The sequence below is a fragment of the Bacillus sp. 3a genome (genome assembly GCF_017161885.1).
GTDB classification, from domain to species: domain Bacteria; phylum Bacillota; class Bacilli; order Bacillales; family Bacillaceae; genus Bacillus; species Bacillus safensis.
The window spans coordinates 1,756,328-1,773,412 of the sequence record NZ_CP067376.1; the positions used below are offsets into that span (position 1 = coordinate 1,756,328).

Below are 17,085 nucleotides of genomic sequence, written 5' to 3' on the forward strand. Positions count from 1 at the left end.
AATGTTTGTGTTTGGTAGAACTTTTTATTGTGGAGAAGTAACAGAAGACCAAATTGGTCAGTCAGTTGTATTAAAAGGATGGGTTCAAAAAAGGCGTGACCTAGGCGGATTAATCTTTATTGATTTGCGCGACCGTACAGGGATTGTACAAGTTGTCTTCAATCCAGACTTATCAAAAGAGGCGCTTGAGACAGCAGAATCAATCCGTAATGAATATGTCCTTGATATTAAAGGAACGGTTGTCGCAAGAGAAGAAGCAACGATCAACCCAAATTTAAAAACGGGCAAAATTGAAATTCAAGTCGAAACGGTCACCGTTTTAAATGAAGCGAAGACTCCTCCATTTGTGATTTCAGATCAAGCAGACGAGGTATCAGAAGATGTTCGTTTAAAATATCGTTACCTGGATCTTCGCCGCCCTGCAATGTTTGAAACAATGAAAATGCGACATGAAGTCACAAAAGCATTCCGCCATTTCTTAGACGACAACGGCTTTCTAGACATTGAAACACCAATTTTAACAAAAAGTACGCCAGAAGGTGCGCGTGACTATCTTGTTCCAAGCCGTGTACACGAGGGAGAATTTTATGCACTGCCTCAGTCTCCGCAATTATTTAAACAATTGCTGATGGTTTCTGGGATGGACCGTTATTATCAAATTGCCCGCTGCTTTAGAGATGAAGACTTGCGTGCTGACCGTCAGCCGGAATTTACACAAGTCGATATTGAAATGTCCTTTATGAGTCAAGAGGACATCATGACGCTTGCTGAAGAGATGATGGCGAAGGTGATGAAAGATGTCAAAGGCGTAGACCTTACATTGCCATTACCTCGTATGACATACGATGAAGCGATGAATTCTTATGGATCTGATAAGCCGGATACTCGCTTTGAGATGAAGCTAGTGAACATTTCAGACACGGTAAAAGACTCAGATTTCAAAGTGTTTAGCGGAGCTGTGAAAAATGGTGGAGCTGTGAAAGCCATCAATGTAAAAGGGGCTGCAGAGAACTACTCAAGAAAAGACATTGATGCACTTGGTGCATTTGCAGCGAACTACGGTGCAAAAGGTCTAGCTTGGCTAAAAGCAGAAGGGACTGAATTAAAAGGTCCGATCGCTAAATTCTTTGATGAAGCAAAGCAAGCTGAATTAAAGGAACAGCTGCAAGTTGAAGAAGGCGACCTTTTACTCTTTGTTGCAGATAAGACGTCTGTTGTCCATGATGCGCTTGGTGCACTTCGCTTAAAACTTGGTAAAGAGCTTGAACTGATTGATGAGTCTGTATTCAATTTCTTATGGGTTGTCGATTGGCCGCTGCTTGAAAAGGATGAAGAAGAAGGCCGCTTCTATGCTGCCCATCATCCATTCACAATGCCGGTTCGCGATGATCTTGAATTAATTGAAACAAGCCCGGAAGACATGAAGGCCCAGGCTTACGATCTTGTGTTGAATGGCTACGAGCTTGGCGGAGGTTCTATTCGTATTTTTGAAAAGGACATTCAAGAAAAGATGTTTGGCTTACTTGGTTTTTCAAAAGAAGAAGCTTACGAACAATTTGGCTTCCTGCTGGATGCGTTTGAGCATGGTGTTCCTCCGCATGGCGGAATCGCGCTTGGGCTTGACCGTTTAGTGATGCTGCTTGCAGGCCGCTCTAACTTAAGAGATACGATTGCATTCCCTAAAACGGCAAGTGCGAGCTGCGTTCTTACAGATGCCCCTGGCCATGTAAGCGAGGCGCAGCTTGATGAGCTGAGTTTAGCGATTAAAACAAAAGTAAAACAGTAAAATAGGCGCATGTTTATAGGTATGTAAACGCTTGAAAAAGAAATATGCCTATGATATGCTTTCATCAATCAATAAATAAAGTCCTGATACGTACGGTGGTTACCTAGTTTTGACCGAACATTTTTTTATACGGGAGCTTGCCTTTCCTTTCTGCATAAATGCCTCTTTAGAGGACTTATAAAGTCAGGAAGAAAGCACCCACCTGCATGGTGCGGGGTTCAAAACGAAGGAAATGCTGGCGGCGTCATCGGGACTTTTTTGTGTTTTTTTCTTTTAGAGAAGGATGACGGAGAAGTCTGAATATGATATGATTCTTTCGATTCATTTTAAATAAAGGTGGAGTGAGGCACTTGTTACATCAGTTTTCAAGAAACGAGCTTGCCATTGGCAAGGAAGGCTTAAATATACTAAAAAACAGTACAGTTGCAGTGCTTGGTGTGGGCGGCGTTGGTTCATTCGCAGTAGAGGCACTCGCGCGTTCAGGCGTTGGCCGTATTGTTCTTGTTGATAAAGATGATATTGATATTACAAATGTAAACCGTCAGCTTCCAGCATTGCTATCGACAGTTGGCCAGCCAAAGGTTGACTTAATGCAGGCGAGAATCGCTGATATTAATCCAGAATGTGAAGTTGTTGCGCTGAAGATGTTTTATACAGAGGAAACATACGAGCAATTTTTTGAGTATCCGCTTGATTATGTCATTGATGCCTCAGATACCATTCACTATAAAATTCATTTAATGAAAGAGTGTCTGAAACGAGGTGTGAACATCATTTCAAGTATGGGAGCTGCGAACAAAACAGATCCGACACGCTTCAAAATTGATGATATTTCAAAAACACATACCGATCCTATTGCAAAAGTTGTGAGAACACGCCTGCGTAAGGAAGGGATTCGTAAAGGAATTGAAGTCATTTTCTCTGATGAAAGTCCGATTGTCATTCGTGAAGATGTCAGAAAAGAAGTTGGAAATGATGAAGCGAAGATTCGCAAGGCGCAAATGCCGCCATCATCTAATGCCTTCGTTCCGTCTGTTGCCGGACTGATCATGGGTGGTCATGTCATTATGAAGCTTTTAAAAGATATTCCGATTACACGTGTGAAGGATAAATAAACAGCCCGCCTGCTAACATGGGACTGACCCCATAAGATGAGACAAATAAAAAACACCTTCAAGTTTGAAAACGGATCGTTGTGATCCGAAATAAAACATGGAGGTGTTTTTTCTATGGGGACAAGAGTGAGTTATCCGGTTGAAGTCAAACAGAAGGCTGTAGAAATGAGATTGGCAGGCGTATCAATGAAAGAGATTTTGCGGGAATTGAATATCAAAAATAAAACGCAGGTTCAGACATGGGTGAGGTGGCATAAGGCTGGGGATACACACCGGTTCGAACAGCCTGTTGGAAAACAATATACCCATAGAAAGGGTCCCGAGTACTCTTCCGAATTAGAGAGACTGCAGGCAGAAAATCGCTATCTGAGTCAACAGAATGAAGTTTTAAAAAAGTACAACGAATTGGAAAGGAAGTTGATAAGGAAACGTCAATCAAACTGGTAGAAGAATTGTGCAAAACAATGACAGTACAGGACATCTGTGTCCATTTAGGCGTCTCACGCGCTTCGTACTATAGATGGAAAAAGAATCTGAATCAGAATCATTCTAAAAGACAACTAGAGAAACAAATCGGCACGTTGTGCCGAGAGCACAAGTATCGATATGGATACCGAAAAATCACAGCCTTACTAAAAGTGAGAATGCGTATTAATCATAAAACTGTTCAACGTATCATGCAGAAAAACCAGTGGCAGTGCCGGGTTAAAATGAAAAAGCGTAAGAAGAATGAGCAGCCCTATGCCGTGGCCGGTAATATACTGGATCGGAACTTTCAGTCTGATCGCCCTCTTGAAAAACTAGTAACGGACATCACGTATTTGCCTTATGGACAGAAACAATTGTACCTTTCCAGTATATTGGATTTATATAATGGAGAAGTGATTGCGTTTACGATTGGTGATAAGCAGGACACAGACTTTATTTTAAACACACTTGATCAGCTCCCAGCACTGCCTGAAAACTGTGTGTTACATAGCGACCAAGGTTCTGTGTATACATCTTACGAGTATCAGAAAGCTGTTCATATAAAAGGCATTACCATGAGCATGTCCCGTAAAGGGACGCCCGCTGATAATGCCTCCATCGAATCGTTTCATTCCTCGCTAAAGTCTGAAACGTTCTATCTTAACAGCATTGATCGAACTACGACCACCATCGTAGAACGCACTGTCAAAGAATACATTTATTATTATAACAACATTCGTATTCAAACAAAACTAAACAACCAATCACCGATCAACTATCGGCAATTGGCTGTATAAAGGTGTTTTGATCCCTGTCTCAAAAACGGGGGTCAGTCCCCCCCATGCAGGGGGCTTTTTTTATTTCTGGCGTTTTAAATTTTCATAGACCTGTTTCAATGCACCTTCAAATTTTCCGGTTTGTTTCGGTACATAGTATTGCTTGTTTTTCAGCGGATCAGGTAAATATTGCTGCTTCACCCAGCCGTTTTCGTAATCATGTGGGTATAAGTAATCGACGCCTCTTCCGAGTGCTGTAGCGCCTTTGTAGTGAGCATCTTTTAAATGAACTGGAACTTCTCCAATTTTCCCTGTACGAATGTCACCAAGTGCCGCATCAATCGCTTTATATGCCGAATTAGACTTAGGGGAAAGACACAGCTCAATCACTGCGTTCGCCAGCGGAATCCGTGCTTCTGGGAAGCCGACTCTTTCTGCTGTTTGTACTGCGCTTAACACGCGGGGGCCTGCCTGCGGACTGGCTAAGCCAATGTCCTCGTAAGCCATCACGAGTAATCTTCTTGAAATGCTTTCAAGGTCTCCTGCTTCAATCAGTCTGGCAAGATAATGCAGCGCCGCATCTGTATCAGATCCTCTAATGGATTTTTGAAAAGCGGAGAGGACATCATAATGAGCATCACCATTCTTGTCATGTGAGAAGCTCTTTTTTTGTAAACATTCTTCTGCTGCGGCAAGAGTGATTGTGATATGCCCTGTCTCATCAGCTTTTGTCGATAAGACAGCGAGCTCGAGTGCATTTAAAGCAGAACGCACGTCTCCTCCGCATCCATTGGCAAAATGATTCATCGCTTCATCGTCCACTGTCACCTCATAGCCGCCAAGCCCGCGATGCTCATCCTGTAAGGCTCTTGTTAACGCAGCTTTGATTTGCTCTGTTTCAAGCGGCTTCAGCTCGAATATTTGTGTCCGGCTTCGAATGGCAGGATTGATCGCATGATAGGGATTAGCCGTCGTTGCCCCAATTAAAATGATCATGCCATTTTCTAAATAAGGAAGAAGAAAATCCTGCTTTCCTTTATCAAGCCGGTGGACTTCGTCTAAAATAAGGATCACCTGGCCGCTCATTTTCGCTTCAGCGGCAACAGCTTCCATATCCTTTTTGTTATGAATGACCGCATTCAGCGTTCGAAAAGCAATGCTTGTACTGCCAGCAATCGCGGTTGCAATCGATGTTTTGCCGATGCCCGGCGGTCCGTATAAAATCATCGAGGATAAATGTTTTGCCTCGACCATCCGCCTAATAATTTGACCTTCTCCAACAAGATGCTCCTGCCCAATAATGTCTTCAATATGACTTGGGCGCATCCGGTACGCTAAAGGTTTCATAATTATCTCTCCTATAGCAATGTCTTGTTTGTATAGAGTACCGAAAATTCTTCAAATAGAAAAGGGATTCGTCCTTCTATCATGCTCAGAACCCGTAAATGAAAGTTGGCTGAAAGTATGATATAATTGCTTTTGGTCTATATATCAGCGTATATGAAATCAGAAAAATAATTGATGACATAGAATAGAAAACGCAGAGGTGTTTAACTTGAAAATATCAACTAAAGGCAGATATGGTCTGACGATCATGATCGAATTAGCCAAAAAACATGGCGAAGGCCCTACATCATTAAAATCAATCGCTCAAAACAATGATTTGTCTGAGCATTATTTAGAGCAGCTTGTATCACCACTCCGCAATGCCCGTCTTGTAAAAAGTATCCGAGGAGCGTATGGCGGCTATGTTCTTGCACATGAACCAAACGAGATCACAGCAGGTGATATTATTCGTGTATTAGAAGGACCCATTAGTCCTGTTGAAGTCATCGAAAACGAAGAACCAGCAAAGCGTGAACTATGGATTCGTATTCGTGATGCAGTAAAAGACGTACTAGACAATACAACTCTTGAAGACTTGGCAAGCTACACAGATGACGGGGATCAAGACTCGTATATGTTCTATATTTAGATCAGAGGTGTACCGGAAATGGAACGAATCTATTTAGATCATGCGGCCACAACGCCGATGGATCAGCGTATTGTGGACAAGATGATGCCGTACTTTACAGAGATATTTGGCAATCCCTCTAGTATTCATTCATATGGGCGCGAGGCAAGAAAGTGGCTTGATGAAGCAAGAGAAGTCATTGCAGGAGAATTACACTGTAAACCGCAGGAGATCATCCTCACAAGCGGTGGAACCGAGGCGGACAACCTGGCAATTACAGGTGTTGCCATGGCAAGACAGCATGAAGGAAAACATATCATCACTGTGAAAACAGAGCATCATGCGGTGCTGCATACATGTGAACGCCTAGAAAAACTAGGATTTGAAGTGACATATTTAGATGTGGACGAAACAGGATTGATTCATCTTGATCAATTAAAACAAGCATTGAGAGATGATACGATTCTTGTGACCGTCATGTACGGCAATAATGAAACAGGTGTGATTCAGCCAATCAAAGCCATTGGCGAACTTCTGCGTGATCACACTGCTCATTTTCATACAGACGCAGTGCAGGCGTTTGGCACAGTGCCCATTGATGCAGCAGATCTCCATATTGATCTTTTATCTGCTTCTGGCCATAAGCTGAATGGTCCGATGGGAACAGGTTTTTTATATGTAAACGAAGGCGTGAAGCTTTCTCCGCAAATATTCGGAGGCGAACAAGAAAGAAAGCGCCGTGCTGGCACTGAAAATGTGGCAGGAATTGTTGGGCTTGCAGAAGCTGTTCAATTAACGAAGCAAAATAGAAGAGAAAAAGCGATGCATTATGGTAAGCTCAAAGAAACCATGCTGCAAGTATTCGAAGAGGAATCTCTCAATTTCTCTATCAATGGACATCCGAAAGAGACATTGCCGCACATTTTAAATGTTCATTTCCCGGGCGTCTCCATTGAATCGCTGCTTGTGAATTTAGATATGGAAGGAATTGCTGTTTCAAGCGGATCGGCATGTACGGCTGGATCTGTCCTTCCTTCGCACGTGTTAAGCGCCATGTATGGCGAAGAAGCAAAAGAGCTGACGTCCTCAGTCAGAATAAGCTTCGGTCTTGGGAATGAAGAGGATCATGTGAAGCAGGCGGCACGTAAGATAGCGGCTGTTGTCAAACGCCTAGCCAAATAAATGCTTCCTTTTGTTCGTGTGTGAAAAATGAAACAGCGAAGCACCTGAAGAACGAAACGCGCATGTTGTTTCATTGAAATTGGAGTTGATGAAGATGACAAAAAGACCAGAAGATACAAGAGTTGTGGTCGGTATGTCCGGAGGAGTCGATTCATCAGTTGCCGCTCTTATGTTAAAGGAGCAAGGCTATGATGTCATCGGCATATTTATGAAAAACTGGGATGACACTGATGAAAATGGTGTTTGCACAGCAACGGAAGACTATGAGGATGTCATCCGCGTATGTAACCAAATTGGAATCCCTTATTATGCAGTGAATTTCGAGAAGCAATATTGGGACAAAGTATTTCAATATTTTCTTGATGAATATAAAGCGGGCAGAACGCCAAACCCAGATGTCATGTGTAACAAAGAAATTAAGTTCAAGGCATTCCTTGAGCATGCACTGTCACTTGGTGCGGATTACTTGGCAACAGGACACTATGCCCGTGTTGACAGAACAGGCGAAGAAGTCAAAATGCTGCGAGGTCTTGATGCAAACAAAGACCAAACGTATTTCTTAAATCAGCTGACACAGGAACAACTTGATAAAGTCATGTTCCCAATCGGTGATTTAGAGAAAAAAAGGGTTCGTGAATTAGCTAAAGAAGCAGAGCTCGCAACAGCAGCGAAAAAAGATTCAACTGGTATCTGCTTTATCGGAGAAAGAAACTTTAAAACGTTCCTTAGTCAATATTTGCCTGCACAGCCTGGTGTGATGCAGACAATGGACGGAGAAGTAAAAGGGGAGCACGATGGACTGATGTATTACACGATCGGTCAGCGCCAAGGACTTGGCATTGGCGGCAGCGGTGATCCTTGGTTTGTCGTTGGAAAAGACTTGGAGAAAAACATCTTGTTTGTTGAACAAGGCTTCCACAATCCACTTTTATACTCTGAAAGCATTTCAGCCGTTAATATCAGCTGGACTCGTCCTCATATTGTCGGAGAAAACGGTGAATTAACTTGCACAGCAAAATTCAGATACCGTCAAGAAGATCACCATGTGAAGGTCAAAATGACAGGTGAGCAAGAAGCGATGGTTATTTTTGATGAACCTGTTCGTGCTGTTACCCCGGGACAAGCGGTTGTTTTTTATGATGGTGACGAATGTCTTGGCGGCGGTACAATTGACGATGTCTTCAAAGATGGTCAAAAGCTGTCGTATGTGTAGCATGTTTCAAAACCTCAACGTCGCTGTTGAGGTTTTTTAATGAAAGGATGAGAGAGCGAATGAATCATAACGAAATCGGCATAGAAGCCTTGAATCAAGGGAATATCGAAAAAGCAGCTGAAGCTTTTACAAAAGCGATCGAAAAAAGCCCGAAGGACCCGGTTCCATATATTAACTTTGCGAACTTACTTTCAAGTATCAATGAATTTGAACGTGCTTTAAACTTTTTTCAAAAAGCAATTGAACTTGATCATACCGCAGCTGCAGCCTATTATGGAGCAGGAAATGTATATACATTAAAAGAAGACTTTATGAAAGCGAAAGACTATTTTGAACAAGCACTAAAAGCCGGCATGGAAAATAGTGATTTGTTTTATATGCTCGGGCAGACGCTCATCAAATTAGAGCAGCCAAAGCTTGCGATGCCATATCTTCAGCGTGCCGTTGAACTAAACGAAGAGGATAATGAAGCAAGATTCCAATTTGGCATGTGTTTAGCCAATGAACACATGCTGGAAGAAGCGGTGACAACTTTTACTGAAGTCATCACGCGTGATCCGCAGCATGCAGATGCTTTTTATAATTTAGGGGTTGCGTATGCGTACTTAGAGAAAAAAGACGAAGCACTTGAAATGCTGGGTAAAGCCATTGACGTGCAGCCTGACCATATGCTGGCACTACATGCGCAAAAGCTGATTCAAGAGGCAGAATAGATGGAAGGAGGGAAGACCTGTGCAGGAACATCCAGATCAAATGAAGCTTGAGGACGAACCGTTTTTAAAGGGGACCATTCAAGCCGTTATTTTCCATAATGAAAGTAATTTATACTCGGTGTTAAAGGTAAAAGTCATTGAAACATCGGAAAACTTAGAGGAAAAAACAGCATCTGTCACAGGCTACTTCCCAGCACTTCATGAGGAGGAAACCTACACTTTCTATGGCAAAGTGACAAGCCATCCGAAATTTGGTGAACAGTTTCAGGCCACTCATTTTCAAAAGGAAGTGCCGACAACGAAGCAAGGAATCATTCATTATCTCTCAAGTGATTTATTTGAAGGGATAGGGAAAAAGACGGCGGAAGAAATTGTGGGGAAGCTTGGCAATCAGACACTTCATAAGATTATGCGTGACCCAGCTGTTTTGTATGATGTACCGCGCTTATCAAAAAAGAAGGCGGATAAGCTTGCCGCAGCGCTTCAGGAGCATCAAGGACTGGAACAAATCATGATCAGCCTGAATCAGTATGGCTTTGGTCCGCAGCTCAGCATGAAGATTTACCAAGTATACGAGAGTGAAACACTGCAGAAAATCGAGGAAAATCCCTATCAGCTCGTTAAGGATGTTGAGGGGATCGGATTTATTAAGGCGGATGAGCTTGGCGCTAGAACAGGCATCTCAGGAAATGACCCAGAACGGATTCGCGCAGCCTTGCTATATACAGTGGAGACAGCCAGTCTACAGGACGGTCATACGTACATACAAACGAAAGATTTGATCGTCGAAACCCGCAAGCTGCTCAACCAAACCGGCAATGATTACAAAGTGACTGAAATGGATGTTGCCAATCAGATCATTGCACTTGGCGAAGGAAAAGAAATGATCATTGAAGATGACCGCTGCTATCATCCATCCTTATTTTATGCGGAGCAAAGTGTCGCCAAACGCATTCAAAAAATCGTCTCCCAAACAGAATATGCAGATCAATTTCCTGAATCAGAATTCCTGCTGGCACTTGGCGAGCTGGAGGAGCGGTTAGGCGTCCAATATGCACCGACACAAAAGGAAGCGATTCAAAAGGCACTCATGTCCCCGATGCTGCTTTTAACAGGCGGGCCTGGAACAGGGAAGACGACGGTCATTAAAGGAATTGTCGAGCTTTACAGTGATCTTCACGGTGTTTCTCTTGATCCGAGTGATTATAAAAAAGATGAATCCTTCCCATTTGTGCTTGCGGCACCAACTGGACGGGCGGCTAAACGGATGACAGAATCAACAGGGCTTCCAGCTGTCACCATTCACCGGCTGCTAGGCTGGAATGGTTCGGAGGGCTTCTCTCATGATGAGGAACAGCCGATTGAAGGAAAGCTTGTCATCATTGATGAATCAAGTATGCTGGATATTTGGCTGGCGAATCATTTGTTTAAAGCCATTCCTGATCATATCCAAGTGATTATGGTAGGGGATGAACATCAGCTGCCATCTGTCGGACCAGGCCAAGTTTTACGGGATTTGCTTGCCTCAAAAGCCGTGCCGGCTGTTACCCTGACAGATATTTACCGGCAGGCAGACGGCTCAACCATTGTTGAACTTGCACATGATATGAAAAATGGTGTGCTGCCAAAGGATATCACTGCACGCTCAAAGGATCGGTCCTTCATTCAGTGTTCAGCTGATCAAATGAAAGAAGTCATTGAGAAAGTTGTCAGCAATGCTGCTCAAAAAGGGTTTTCGGCAAAGGATATTCAAGTGCTGGCACCGATGTATAAAGGAAAAGCAGGCATCAATGAGCTCAACAAAATGCTGCAGCACATTTTGAATCCTAAAAAACCAAAGGGCAGAGAAATCCCGTTTGGTGATGTGGTGTACCGGACAGGTGATAAGGTGCTTCAGCTTGTGAATCAGCCGGAGAACAACATTTTTAACGGCGATATCGGTGAAATTGTCTCGATTTTTTATGCAAAAGAAAATACAGAAAAAGAAGACATGGCTGTGATCTCCTTTGATGGAAATGAAATCACCTTTACAAAAAAAGATTTTCATCAATTTACACATGCTTATTGCTGCTCTATTCACAAATCACAAGGAAGTGAATTCCCGATTGTTGTGCTGCCAGTCGTCAGGAGCTACTACCGAATGCTTCGGCGGAATCTACTGTACACAGCCATTACACGCAGTAAAAAGTTTTTAATACTGTGCGGCGAGGAATCAGCGCTGGAGTGGGGCGTGAAAAACAATGAGGATTCCCTCAGACAAACGTCCTTAACGATGCGGCTAGTGCAAACCGAACAAATCATGGATGCAGAACTTGAAGCACTCCAAAAAGAGCTTCCGTTTAGCGTACATGACGCAAATATTGGCATGGAGGGAATCACTCCGTTTGATTTTATGCATGAGTAGAAGGTTCAGATTGTTGACAAAGGGCTAAAATGATTTTTATTTTAGCCCTTTGTCTTCTTTTCAGCGTGAAAAGAACTTCACCCATTCCGTTCATGGAAGCCATTTCTTCGTATGAGTCATGAAGCAAACGCACACGATAAGACTGTTCCGCAAAAGGTGGTTGAGCACATTTTGAGAACATGCCGAGAACTTGAAGGAATGACGATCTATACAGATGAGCTGTCCCAATCGCTTGGTTCCATAAAAGATATTTGCTTTTTAGCCGGAGGCAGCTGCGGAGGATATGTGTTAGAGGGGAAAAAGAAAGACTGTGCACTCGTTCCATTTTCTGCTTTTGATCAGCTGACAGACAAAGGTTTGTATGTGAGCTGCCAGGAGGGAGTGGGCATGGATTCCTCTGCTCCATTCTTGTTATTTTCGAAATTAAAAAAGAAAATGTTGCAGTCGCCTGATGGTGAAAATTTAGGCATTTTGGAAGATGTATACTTTTGCTCAAATTCGGGCACAATCGTAGCATATGAACTCTCGGACGGCTTCTTTACAGAGCTATCAGGGATTCGGAAACAGCTGCAGGCTGCCGGAACCTTGATGAACGTTCAAAAGGAAGCACTGGTTCTAAACCGAACGTAAAGAGGTGCTGATTATGCTCATTTGCCCAAATTGCAAATGTAAAGACATCGGAAAAATTGGGGTCAATCAATATTATTGCTGGGGCTGTTTTATTGAATTGACGCTGTCAAAAGGCAAAATATCTACACACCAAGTGGAGGAAGATGGGACACTAAGCAGCTTAGATGATCTGTTTAGTGACGATGAACGTTCAATTCAACTATAAGTGTTAAGGGGGAATTTCGAATGGGCAAAATGACTTCTTCACTATTAACGCTTGGTGCAGGTGCACTCGCATATCATTTTGCAAGCCGATATGATATGCCATCAAAGCGGGATATGAAAAAGCTAAGAAAACGTGTTATGAGAATGATGTAAACAAAAAGGGCTAAAATGATCTTCATTTTAGCCCTTTGTTTTTTTCAGCGTGATAGCCAACCGGTCTATACGCTGGCATTCGCCAAGAGCGGATGTTCTTTTTATGCCTGCCTGTATTCTAATCGTCTTGCAAGAATGGATAAGCTGAAATTGACGACAAAATACATCATAGCTGCCAATAGGAAAATCGGCAGTAAATAGGATTGGCTTTGACCGTTTAATATTTGAGCGTGATGCAATAATTCTGGAAGCGCAATGACAACGGCAAGCGACGTATCTTTTAAAAGAGATATGAATTGACTGACAATTGGCGGCACCATTCTGCGCAGGGCCTGCGGCATAATAATCATTTTCAATGTTTGAATATAGGTTAAACCAGAAGACCTGGCTGCTTCGATCTGGCCCTTATCAATTGATTTAAGGCCGCTCCGAATAATTTCTGACAGCATCGCGGATTCAAACACAGTTAAAGCCGCAATGGCAGAGGCTGTGATGCTTAGCTTGATGCCGATTTCAGGCAATGCAAAATACGTGAAAAAGATGATCAGTAAAAGTGGCAGGTTCCGAATGGTTTCTACAACTACCGCAAGCACCTTCGATAAAATCGGTATTTGAGCGAACCGTAATGTGCCAACGACTAATCCAATGATAAAGCTCAAAATGATGGAGATAAAAGCCACTTTTAAGGTGACAGCAAATCCTTCAAGTAAAAAGGCGAGATGATCAGGTTGGTAGGCACCTATAAAATCCATGATGTTTCCTCCTTTCTAGTGGCTTCTTGCTAATCTTCTTTCTAAATAACCAACACCTAAACTGAGCGGAATGGTTAATAGCAGATAGAACATCGCAACAAAGATGTAGACATCAAACGTCACAAATGTTCTAGACGCAATAAGGTCTCCTTGATACATGAGATCAAACCCTGCAATGACACCTAAAATCGAGGAGTTTTTGACAAGGTTAATAAATTGATTCCCAAGAGGGGGAATGACGATTTTAATCGCCTGCGGCAAAATGATATACCGCATCGTCCCGCCATATGACAGACCTGAGGCGCGGGCTGCTTCCATTTGTCCGAGCGGTACAGCTTGTATCCCTGCACGAATGGCTTCAGCAATAAAGGCAGACGTATAAATGGCAAGAGCAATCGTACCAGCAGTAAAGCCATCTGCTACAATACCCAGCACCGGTAAACCAAAGAAGAAAACAAAGGTGATCAATAATAATGGAATATTCCGAATAAATTCAACATAAGCCGTTCCGAACCAGTTGAGCGGCCTAAATGGCGCAATTCTCATAATGGCAATGAGTGTACCGATCAAAAAGCTTCCAATCAGAGCAATGACACTTGCACCAATGGTATATTTAAAGCCTTCTAAATAAAGATGAACATTTTCAGTGAGAATGGAAAACCGCAGCAATCAGTTCACTTCCTTCCTGATTAACAGGGGAGCCTTTGAGCGGCTCACCTGAGGCATTGATCTTGACGAAACAAATGTTATTCTTTGATCCATTTTTTAAGAATTTTGTCATACTCTCCATTGTCTTTTAACGTTTTTAAAGCTTTATTGATCGCATCTGTTAATTCTTGATCCCCTTTCTTCACAGCAATGCCATAAGGCTCATCTGTAAAGGTGCCGCCGACGACTTCGTAATTTGAATCCTCATCTGCCATACCAAATAAGATCGCATTATCAGTTGTCAGCACTTGCCCTTGATTTGATTTTAAAGCTGTAAAAGCCTCTTGATAGTTCTCAAATTCTAATACGGATACTTCAGGTGCTTTCTCACGGATATTTTGAGAAGAAGTAGATCCTTTCACGGCCAGCACCTTCGTTCCTTTTTTAAGATCATCAATGGATTGAATGTCGCTTCCTTTTTTCACAAGCAGTGATTGTCCTGCTTCAAAGTAAACATCTGAGAAATTGACTTCTTTTTTACGCTCTTCTGTAATTGTCATGGTCGCAACAATCGCATGGATATCCCCTTTTTGAAGCAAAGGAATTCTTGTTTTAGATGTCACTTCCTTAAATTCTGCTTTTCCTTCATCGCCGAGTATTTCCTTTGTGATGGCTTTTGCAATGTCAATATCAAATCCTTCAATATCACCGCTGCTCGGATTTTTTAGACCGAATAAACGTGTGTCATTTTTTACACCGAAAATGATTTTTTTGTCTTTCTTAATGGCTTCTAAAGAACTTCCTTGTTTCGCATCAGTTGAGCCTTTTTCAGTAGATCCACAAGCAGCCAAAGCGGCGATGCAGCAAGTCATAAAGAGCAGCAGGCCAAAGCGTTTCATTTTTTTCATCAAACCATTCCCCCTAGTGATTTAATATACGGCTTAAAAATAATTGAGCACGTTTCTCTTGCGGTTTTTCATAAAATGCAGCCGGTGTTGATTCTTCAAGAATTCTGCCTTCATCAATAAAGACAATGCGGTCAGCCACTTCGCGGGCAAAGCCCATTTCATGTGTGACGACAACCATGGTCATGCCTTCACGAGCCAGCTGCTTCATCACATCTAATACCTCGCCGATCATCTCTGGATCAAGTGCAGATGTCGGTTCGTCGAAAAGCATCACCTCCGGCTTCATCGCAAGCCCTCTTGCAATGGCAACGCGCTGCTGCTGTCCGCCCGAGAGTCGTGAAGGGTAGGTGTCTGCCTTTTCAGGAATGCCGACTTTATTTAAATAAAATTCAGCTGTTTCCTTTGCTTCTTCCTTGCTCACTTTTTTGACCTTCATCGGCGCAAGCATAATGTTTTCAAGCACCGTCTTATGCGGATAGAGGTGAAAATGCTGAAAGACCATTCCGATATTTTGCCTAACAAGATTGATGTTGGTCTTCGGATGCTGAACAGACACTTGGTTGACGAGAACTTTTCCCGCATCAATGCTTTCAAGACGATTGATACACCTGAGCATCGTGCTTTTACCAGACCCTGAAGGACCGATGATCACAACAACCTCCCCTTTTTGAATATGTAGGTTAATGTCCTTAAGTACATGGAACTGGCCATAATGCTTGTTGACTTCTTCGAATGTGATCATGAAGAACCTCCTCTTGTGTTTCATTGGCTAAAGCTAAAGTGGATTCTAGCACAACTTGTGTAAAAAGAAGTAAATGATGGAATATTTTCTGACGAGATTTTACAGCAAACAGTGACTTTGGATGGAGCTGTATGTTTCATGTGTATTCATTTTTAACAAAGTTAGGACAAATTTTATTTACGTGGATAATTGCAGAAGATGGTTAAACAATAAGAAAAGAGGTGAAAAAGGTGAAGAAACGTCCGATCCAATTTCTAATATATGCTGCAGGGGTCCTGCTTGTCCTTGCATCCTTGCTCATTTTACTGCAGCTCGACGAGTTATGGATGCCTGTTTTTTTATTGCTGAAGGCGGTTCTCATTCCGCTTTTCATCGCTATTTTTATTTCTTATCTGCTTTATCCGATTGTGGAAAGACTGCATGCACGAGGGCTGCCGAGAACAGTCAGTCTCTTACTCATCTATGTCCTGTTTTTTGGCGGGATTGGTTTTGCGGTATATAAAGGAGCGCCTGTTATGATTGCACAGTTAAATGAGCTGTCAGAACAAATTCCTGTCATCGCTGAAACGTATAATGGCGCTTTATCACATATCCATCATCATACGAGCCACTGGCCTGACGGACTTCATGACCGCTTGGACCGCTTCATTGTTCAATCGGAGACATATGCAGCCAATAGCGCTGAGCGGATGATTCTTAGCTGTAAAGTTTTATTTGATTACGCATTAGTTGCAGCACTTATTCCTTTTCTTGTTTTTTATATGGTAAAAGACATGAATACGATGAAACGGGCGGCATGGTATTTAACGCCGCCGTCATTTAGGAAGAGGGGGCATGCCTTTGTGAAAGCAGTGGATGAATCGCTTGGTGATTATATTCGAGGGCAGCTGCTTGTCTGTTCTTTAATCGGGGGTGCAGCAGCCATTGTGCTTTGGCTTTTTCATATCCCGTATCCGCTCGTTCTTGGCATGCTGATAGGAGCAACGAACGTGATTCCGTATTTTGGACCGATAATTGGCGCAGTTCCTGCCATCTTTATTGCGTTTACCATCTCAGTGAAATCGGTCATCATCGTATTGATCACAGTAGCGGTGCTGCAATTTTTAGAGAGCAATGTCCTCAGCCCGATCATTGTAGGACGAAGTCTTCATATGCATCCTGTCGTCATTATGCTTGTCTTGCTTGCAGGAGGGGAGCTATTTGGCTTAATTGGGATGATTTTAGCCGTACCAGCAGCTGCGATTATCAGGGTGATCATTGTGCAATATATCCTGATGAGACGAAGCGTTCATTGACAAGACGAGCCGAGTTGTCTATAATAATTTCGATTCATACATATTGAAATTCAATGACGGACCCGAGTACGTTAAAAAGCTGTTGCAGAGAGAGGCTTTATTTGCTGAGAAAAGCCTTATCAGACCTTTAACGGAAGCTAGT

At 42.7% G+C, this 17,085-nt stretch carries 17 protein-coding genes, 1 other RNA gene and 1 other annotated feature (1 of these 19 running past the window's edge); of the genes, 13 read left to right on the top strand and 5 right to left on the bottom strand.

Going from position 1 to position 17,085, the window contains the following annotated elements; genetic code table 11:
* The first annotated feature begins 7 nt into the window (after nt 1–7).
* From aspS to JJ692_RS08810, 4 genes are all read left to right on the top strand, one after another.
* Entirely contained in the window at nt 8–1,786 is a 1,779-nt protein-coding gene (gene aspS, locus JJ692_RS08795) for an aspartate--tRNA ligase (protein WP_206534426.1), read from the top strand.
* Between the two features lie 77 nt (nt 1,787–1,863).
* A non-coding RNA gene (gene ssrS / locus JJ692_RS08800) (6S RNA) lies at nt 1,864–2,044 on the top strand.
* 92 nt (nt 2,045–2,136) lie between these two features.
* Entirely contained in the window at nt 2,137–2,901 is a 765-nt protein-coding gene (locus JJ692_RS08805) for a tRNA threonylcarbamoyladenosine dehydratase (RefSeq protein WP_024423127.1), read from the top strand.
* Between the two features lie 114 nt (nt 2,902–3,015).
* Nucleotides 3,016–4,166, top strand: a protein-coding gene (locus JJ692_RS08810) for an IS3 family transposase (protein WP_206534427.1) whose coding sequence is annotated in 2 segments (ribosomal slippage) — nt 3,016–3,289 and nt 3,289–4,166 — 1,152 coding nt in all. Because the reading frame shifts where the segments join, the coding sequence is not laid out codon by codon here.
* Between the two features lie 60 nt (nt 4,167–4,226).
* Here JJ692_RS08810 and JJ692_RS08815 read toward each other — a convergent pair.
* Complete coding sequence (locus JJ692_RS08815; protein WP_076840405.1) at nt 4,227–5,492, bottom strand: replication-associated recombination protein A; 1,266 nt, start codon at nt 5,490–5,492, stop codon at nt 4,227–4,229.
* Between the two features lie 208 nt (nt 5,493–5,700).
* Between JJ692_RS08815 and cymR the strand changes: the two genes are divergently transcribed.
* The 8 genes from cymR to JJ692_RS08855 all read left to right on the top strand — a co-directional run bounded on the left by cymR (nt 5,701) and on the right by JJ692_RS08855 (nt 12,598).
* Nucleotides 5,701–6,120, top strand: coding sequence for a cysteine metabolism transcriptional regulator CymR (gene cymR / locus JJ692_RS08820; RefSeq protein WP_024423125.1), 420 nt, complete (start codon nt 5,701–5,703; stop codon nt 6,118–6,120).
* Between the two features lie 18 nt (nt 6,121–6,138).
* Nucleotides 6,139–7,281 (top strand): cysteine desulfurase family protein, encoded by a 1,143-nt coding sequence (locus JJ692_RS08825; protein WP_041086402.1) that lies wholly within the window; start codon nt 6,139–6,141, stop codon nt 7,279–7,281.
* A 94-nt stretch (nt 7,282–7,375) separates the two neighbouring features.
* Complete coding sequence (gene mnmA, locus JJ692_RS08830; protein ID WP_103131895.1) at nt 7,376–8,494, top strand: tRNA 2-thiouridine(34) synthase MnmA; 1,119 nt, start codon at nt 7,376–7,378, stop codon at nt 8,492–8,494.
* A 59-nt stretch (nt 8,495–8,553) separates the two neighbouring features.
* Nucleotides 8,554–9,207: a tetratricopeptide repeat protein gene (locus JJ692_RS08835; RefSeq protein WP_056767976.1), complete on the top strand. Its 654-nt coding sequence runs from the start codon at nt 8,554–8,556 to the stop codon at nt 9,205–9,207.
* A gap of 19 nt (nt 9,208–9,226) precedes the next feature.
* Nucleotides 9,227–11,611: an SF1B family DNA helicase RecD2 gene (gene recD2 / locus JJ692_RS08840; RefSeq protein ID WP_149126431.1), complete on the top strand. Its 2,385-nt coding sequence runs from the start codon at nt 9,227–9,229 to the stop codon at nt 11,609–11,611.
* Nucleotides 11,612–11,722: 111 nt separating this feature from the next.
* Nucleotides 11,723–12,241, top strand: coding sequence for a PRC-barrel domain-containing protein (locus JJ692_RS08845; RefSeq protein ID WP_051170124.1), 519 nt, complete (start codon nt 11,723–11,725; stop codon nt 12,239–12,241).
* Between the two features lie 13 nt (nt 12,242–12,254).
* Nucleotides 12,255–12,446 carry a hypothetical protein gene (locus JJ692_RS08850; RefSeq protein WP_003216308.1) on the top strand — a complete coding sequence of 64 codons (192 nt, stop codon included), beginning with the start codon at nt 12,255–12,257 and terminating at the stop codon, nt 12,444–12,446.
* Between the two features lie 20 nt (nt 12,447–12,466).
* Nucleotides 12,467–12,598, top strand: coding sequence for a YrzQ family protein (locus JJ692_RS08855; protein ID WP_003216198.1), 132 nt, complete (start codon nt 12,467–12,469; stop codon nt 12,596–12,598).
* 101 nt (nt 12,599–12,699) lie between these two features.
* On the opposite strand, the gene JJ692_RS08860 is transcribed toward JJ692_RS08855, so the two are convergent.
* The 4 genes from JJ692_RS08860 to JJ692_RS08875 all read right to left on the bottom strand — a co-directional run bounded on the left by JJ692_RS08860 (nt 12,700) and on the right by JJ692_RS08875 (nt 15,648).
* On the bottom strand, nt 12,700–13,350 hold the full coding sequence (locus JJ692_RS08860) for an amino acid ABC transporter permease (protein WP_024423119.1): 651 nt from the start codon (nt 13,348–13,350) through the stop codon (nt 12,700–12,702).
* Nucleotides 13,351–13,365: 15 nt separating this feature from the next.
* Entirely contained in the window at nt 13,366–14,019 is a 654-nt protein-coding gene (locus JJ692_RS08865) for an amino acid ABC transporter permease (RefSeq protein WP_024423118.1), read from the bottom strand.
* Between the two features lie 77 nt (nt 14,020–14,096).
* On the bottom strand, nt 14,097–14,906 hold the full coding sequence (locus JJ692_RS08870) for a transporter substrate-binding domain-containing protein (protein ID WP_103131897.1): 810 nt from the start codon (nt 14,904–14,906) through the stop codon (nt 14,097–14,099).
* 13 nt (nt 14,907–14,919) lie between these two features.
* Nucleotides 14,920–15,648, bottom strand: coding sequence for an amino acid ABC transporter ATP-binding protein (locus JJ692_RS08875; RefSeq protein ID WP_024423116.1), 729 nt, complete (start codon nt 15,646–15,648; stop codon nt 14,920–14,922).
* 230 nt (nt 15,649–15,878) lie between these two features.
* On the opposite strand from JJ692_RS08875, the gene JJ692_RS08880 reads away from it, so the two are divergent.
* Complete coding sequence (locus JJ692_RS08880; RefSeq protein ID WP_103131898.1) at nt 15,879–16,943, top strand: AI-2E family transporter; 1,065 nt, start codon at nt 15,879–15,881, stop codon at nt 16,941–16,943.
* A gap of 44 nt (nt 16,944–16,987) precedes the next feature.
* Nucleotides 16,988–17,085 (top strand) — a binding site (T-box leader); it runs 110 nt beyond the window's last position.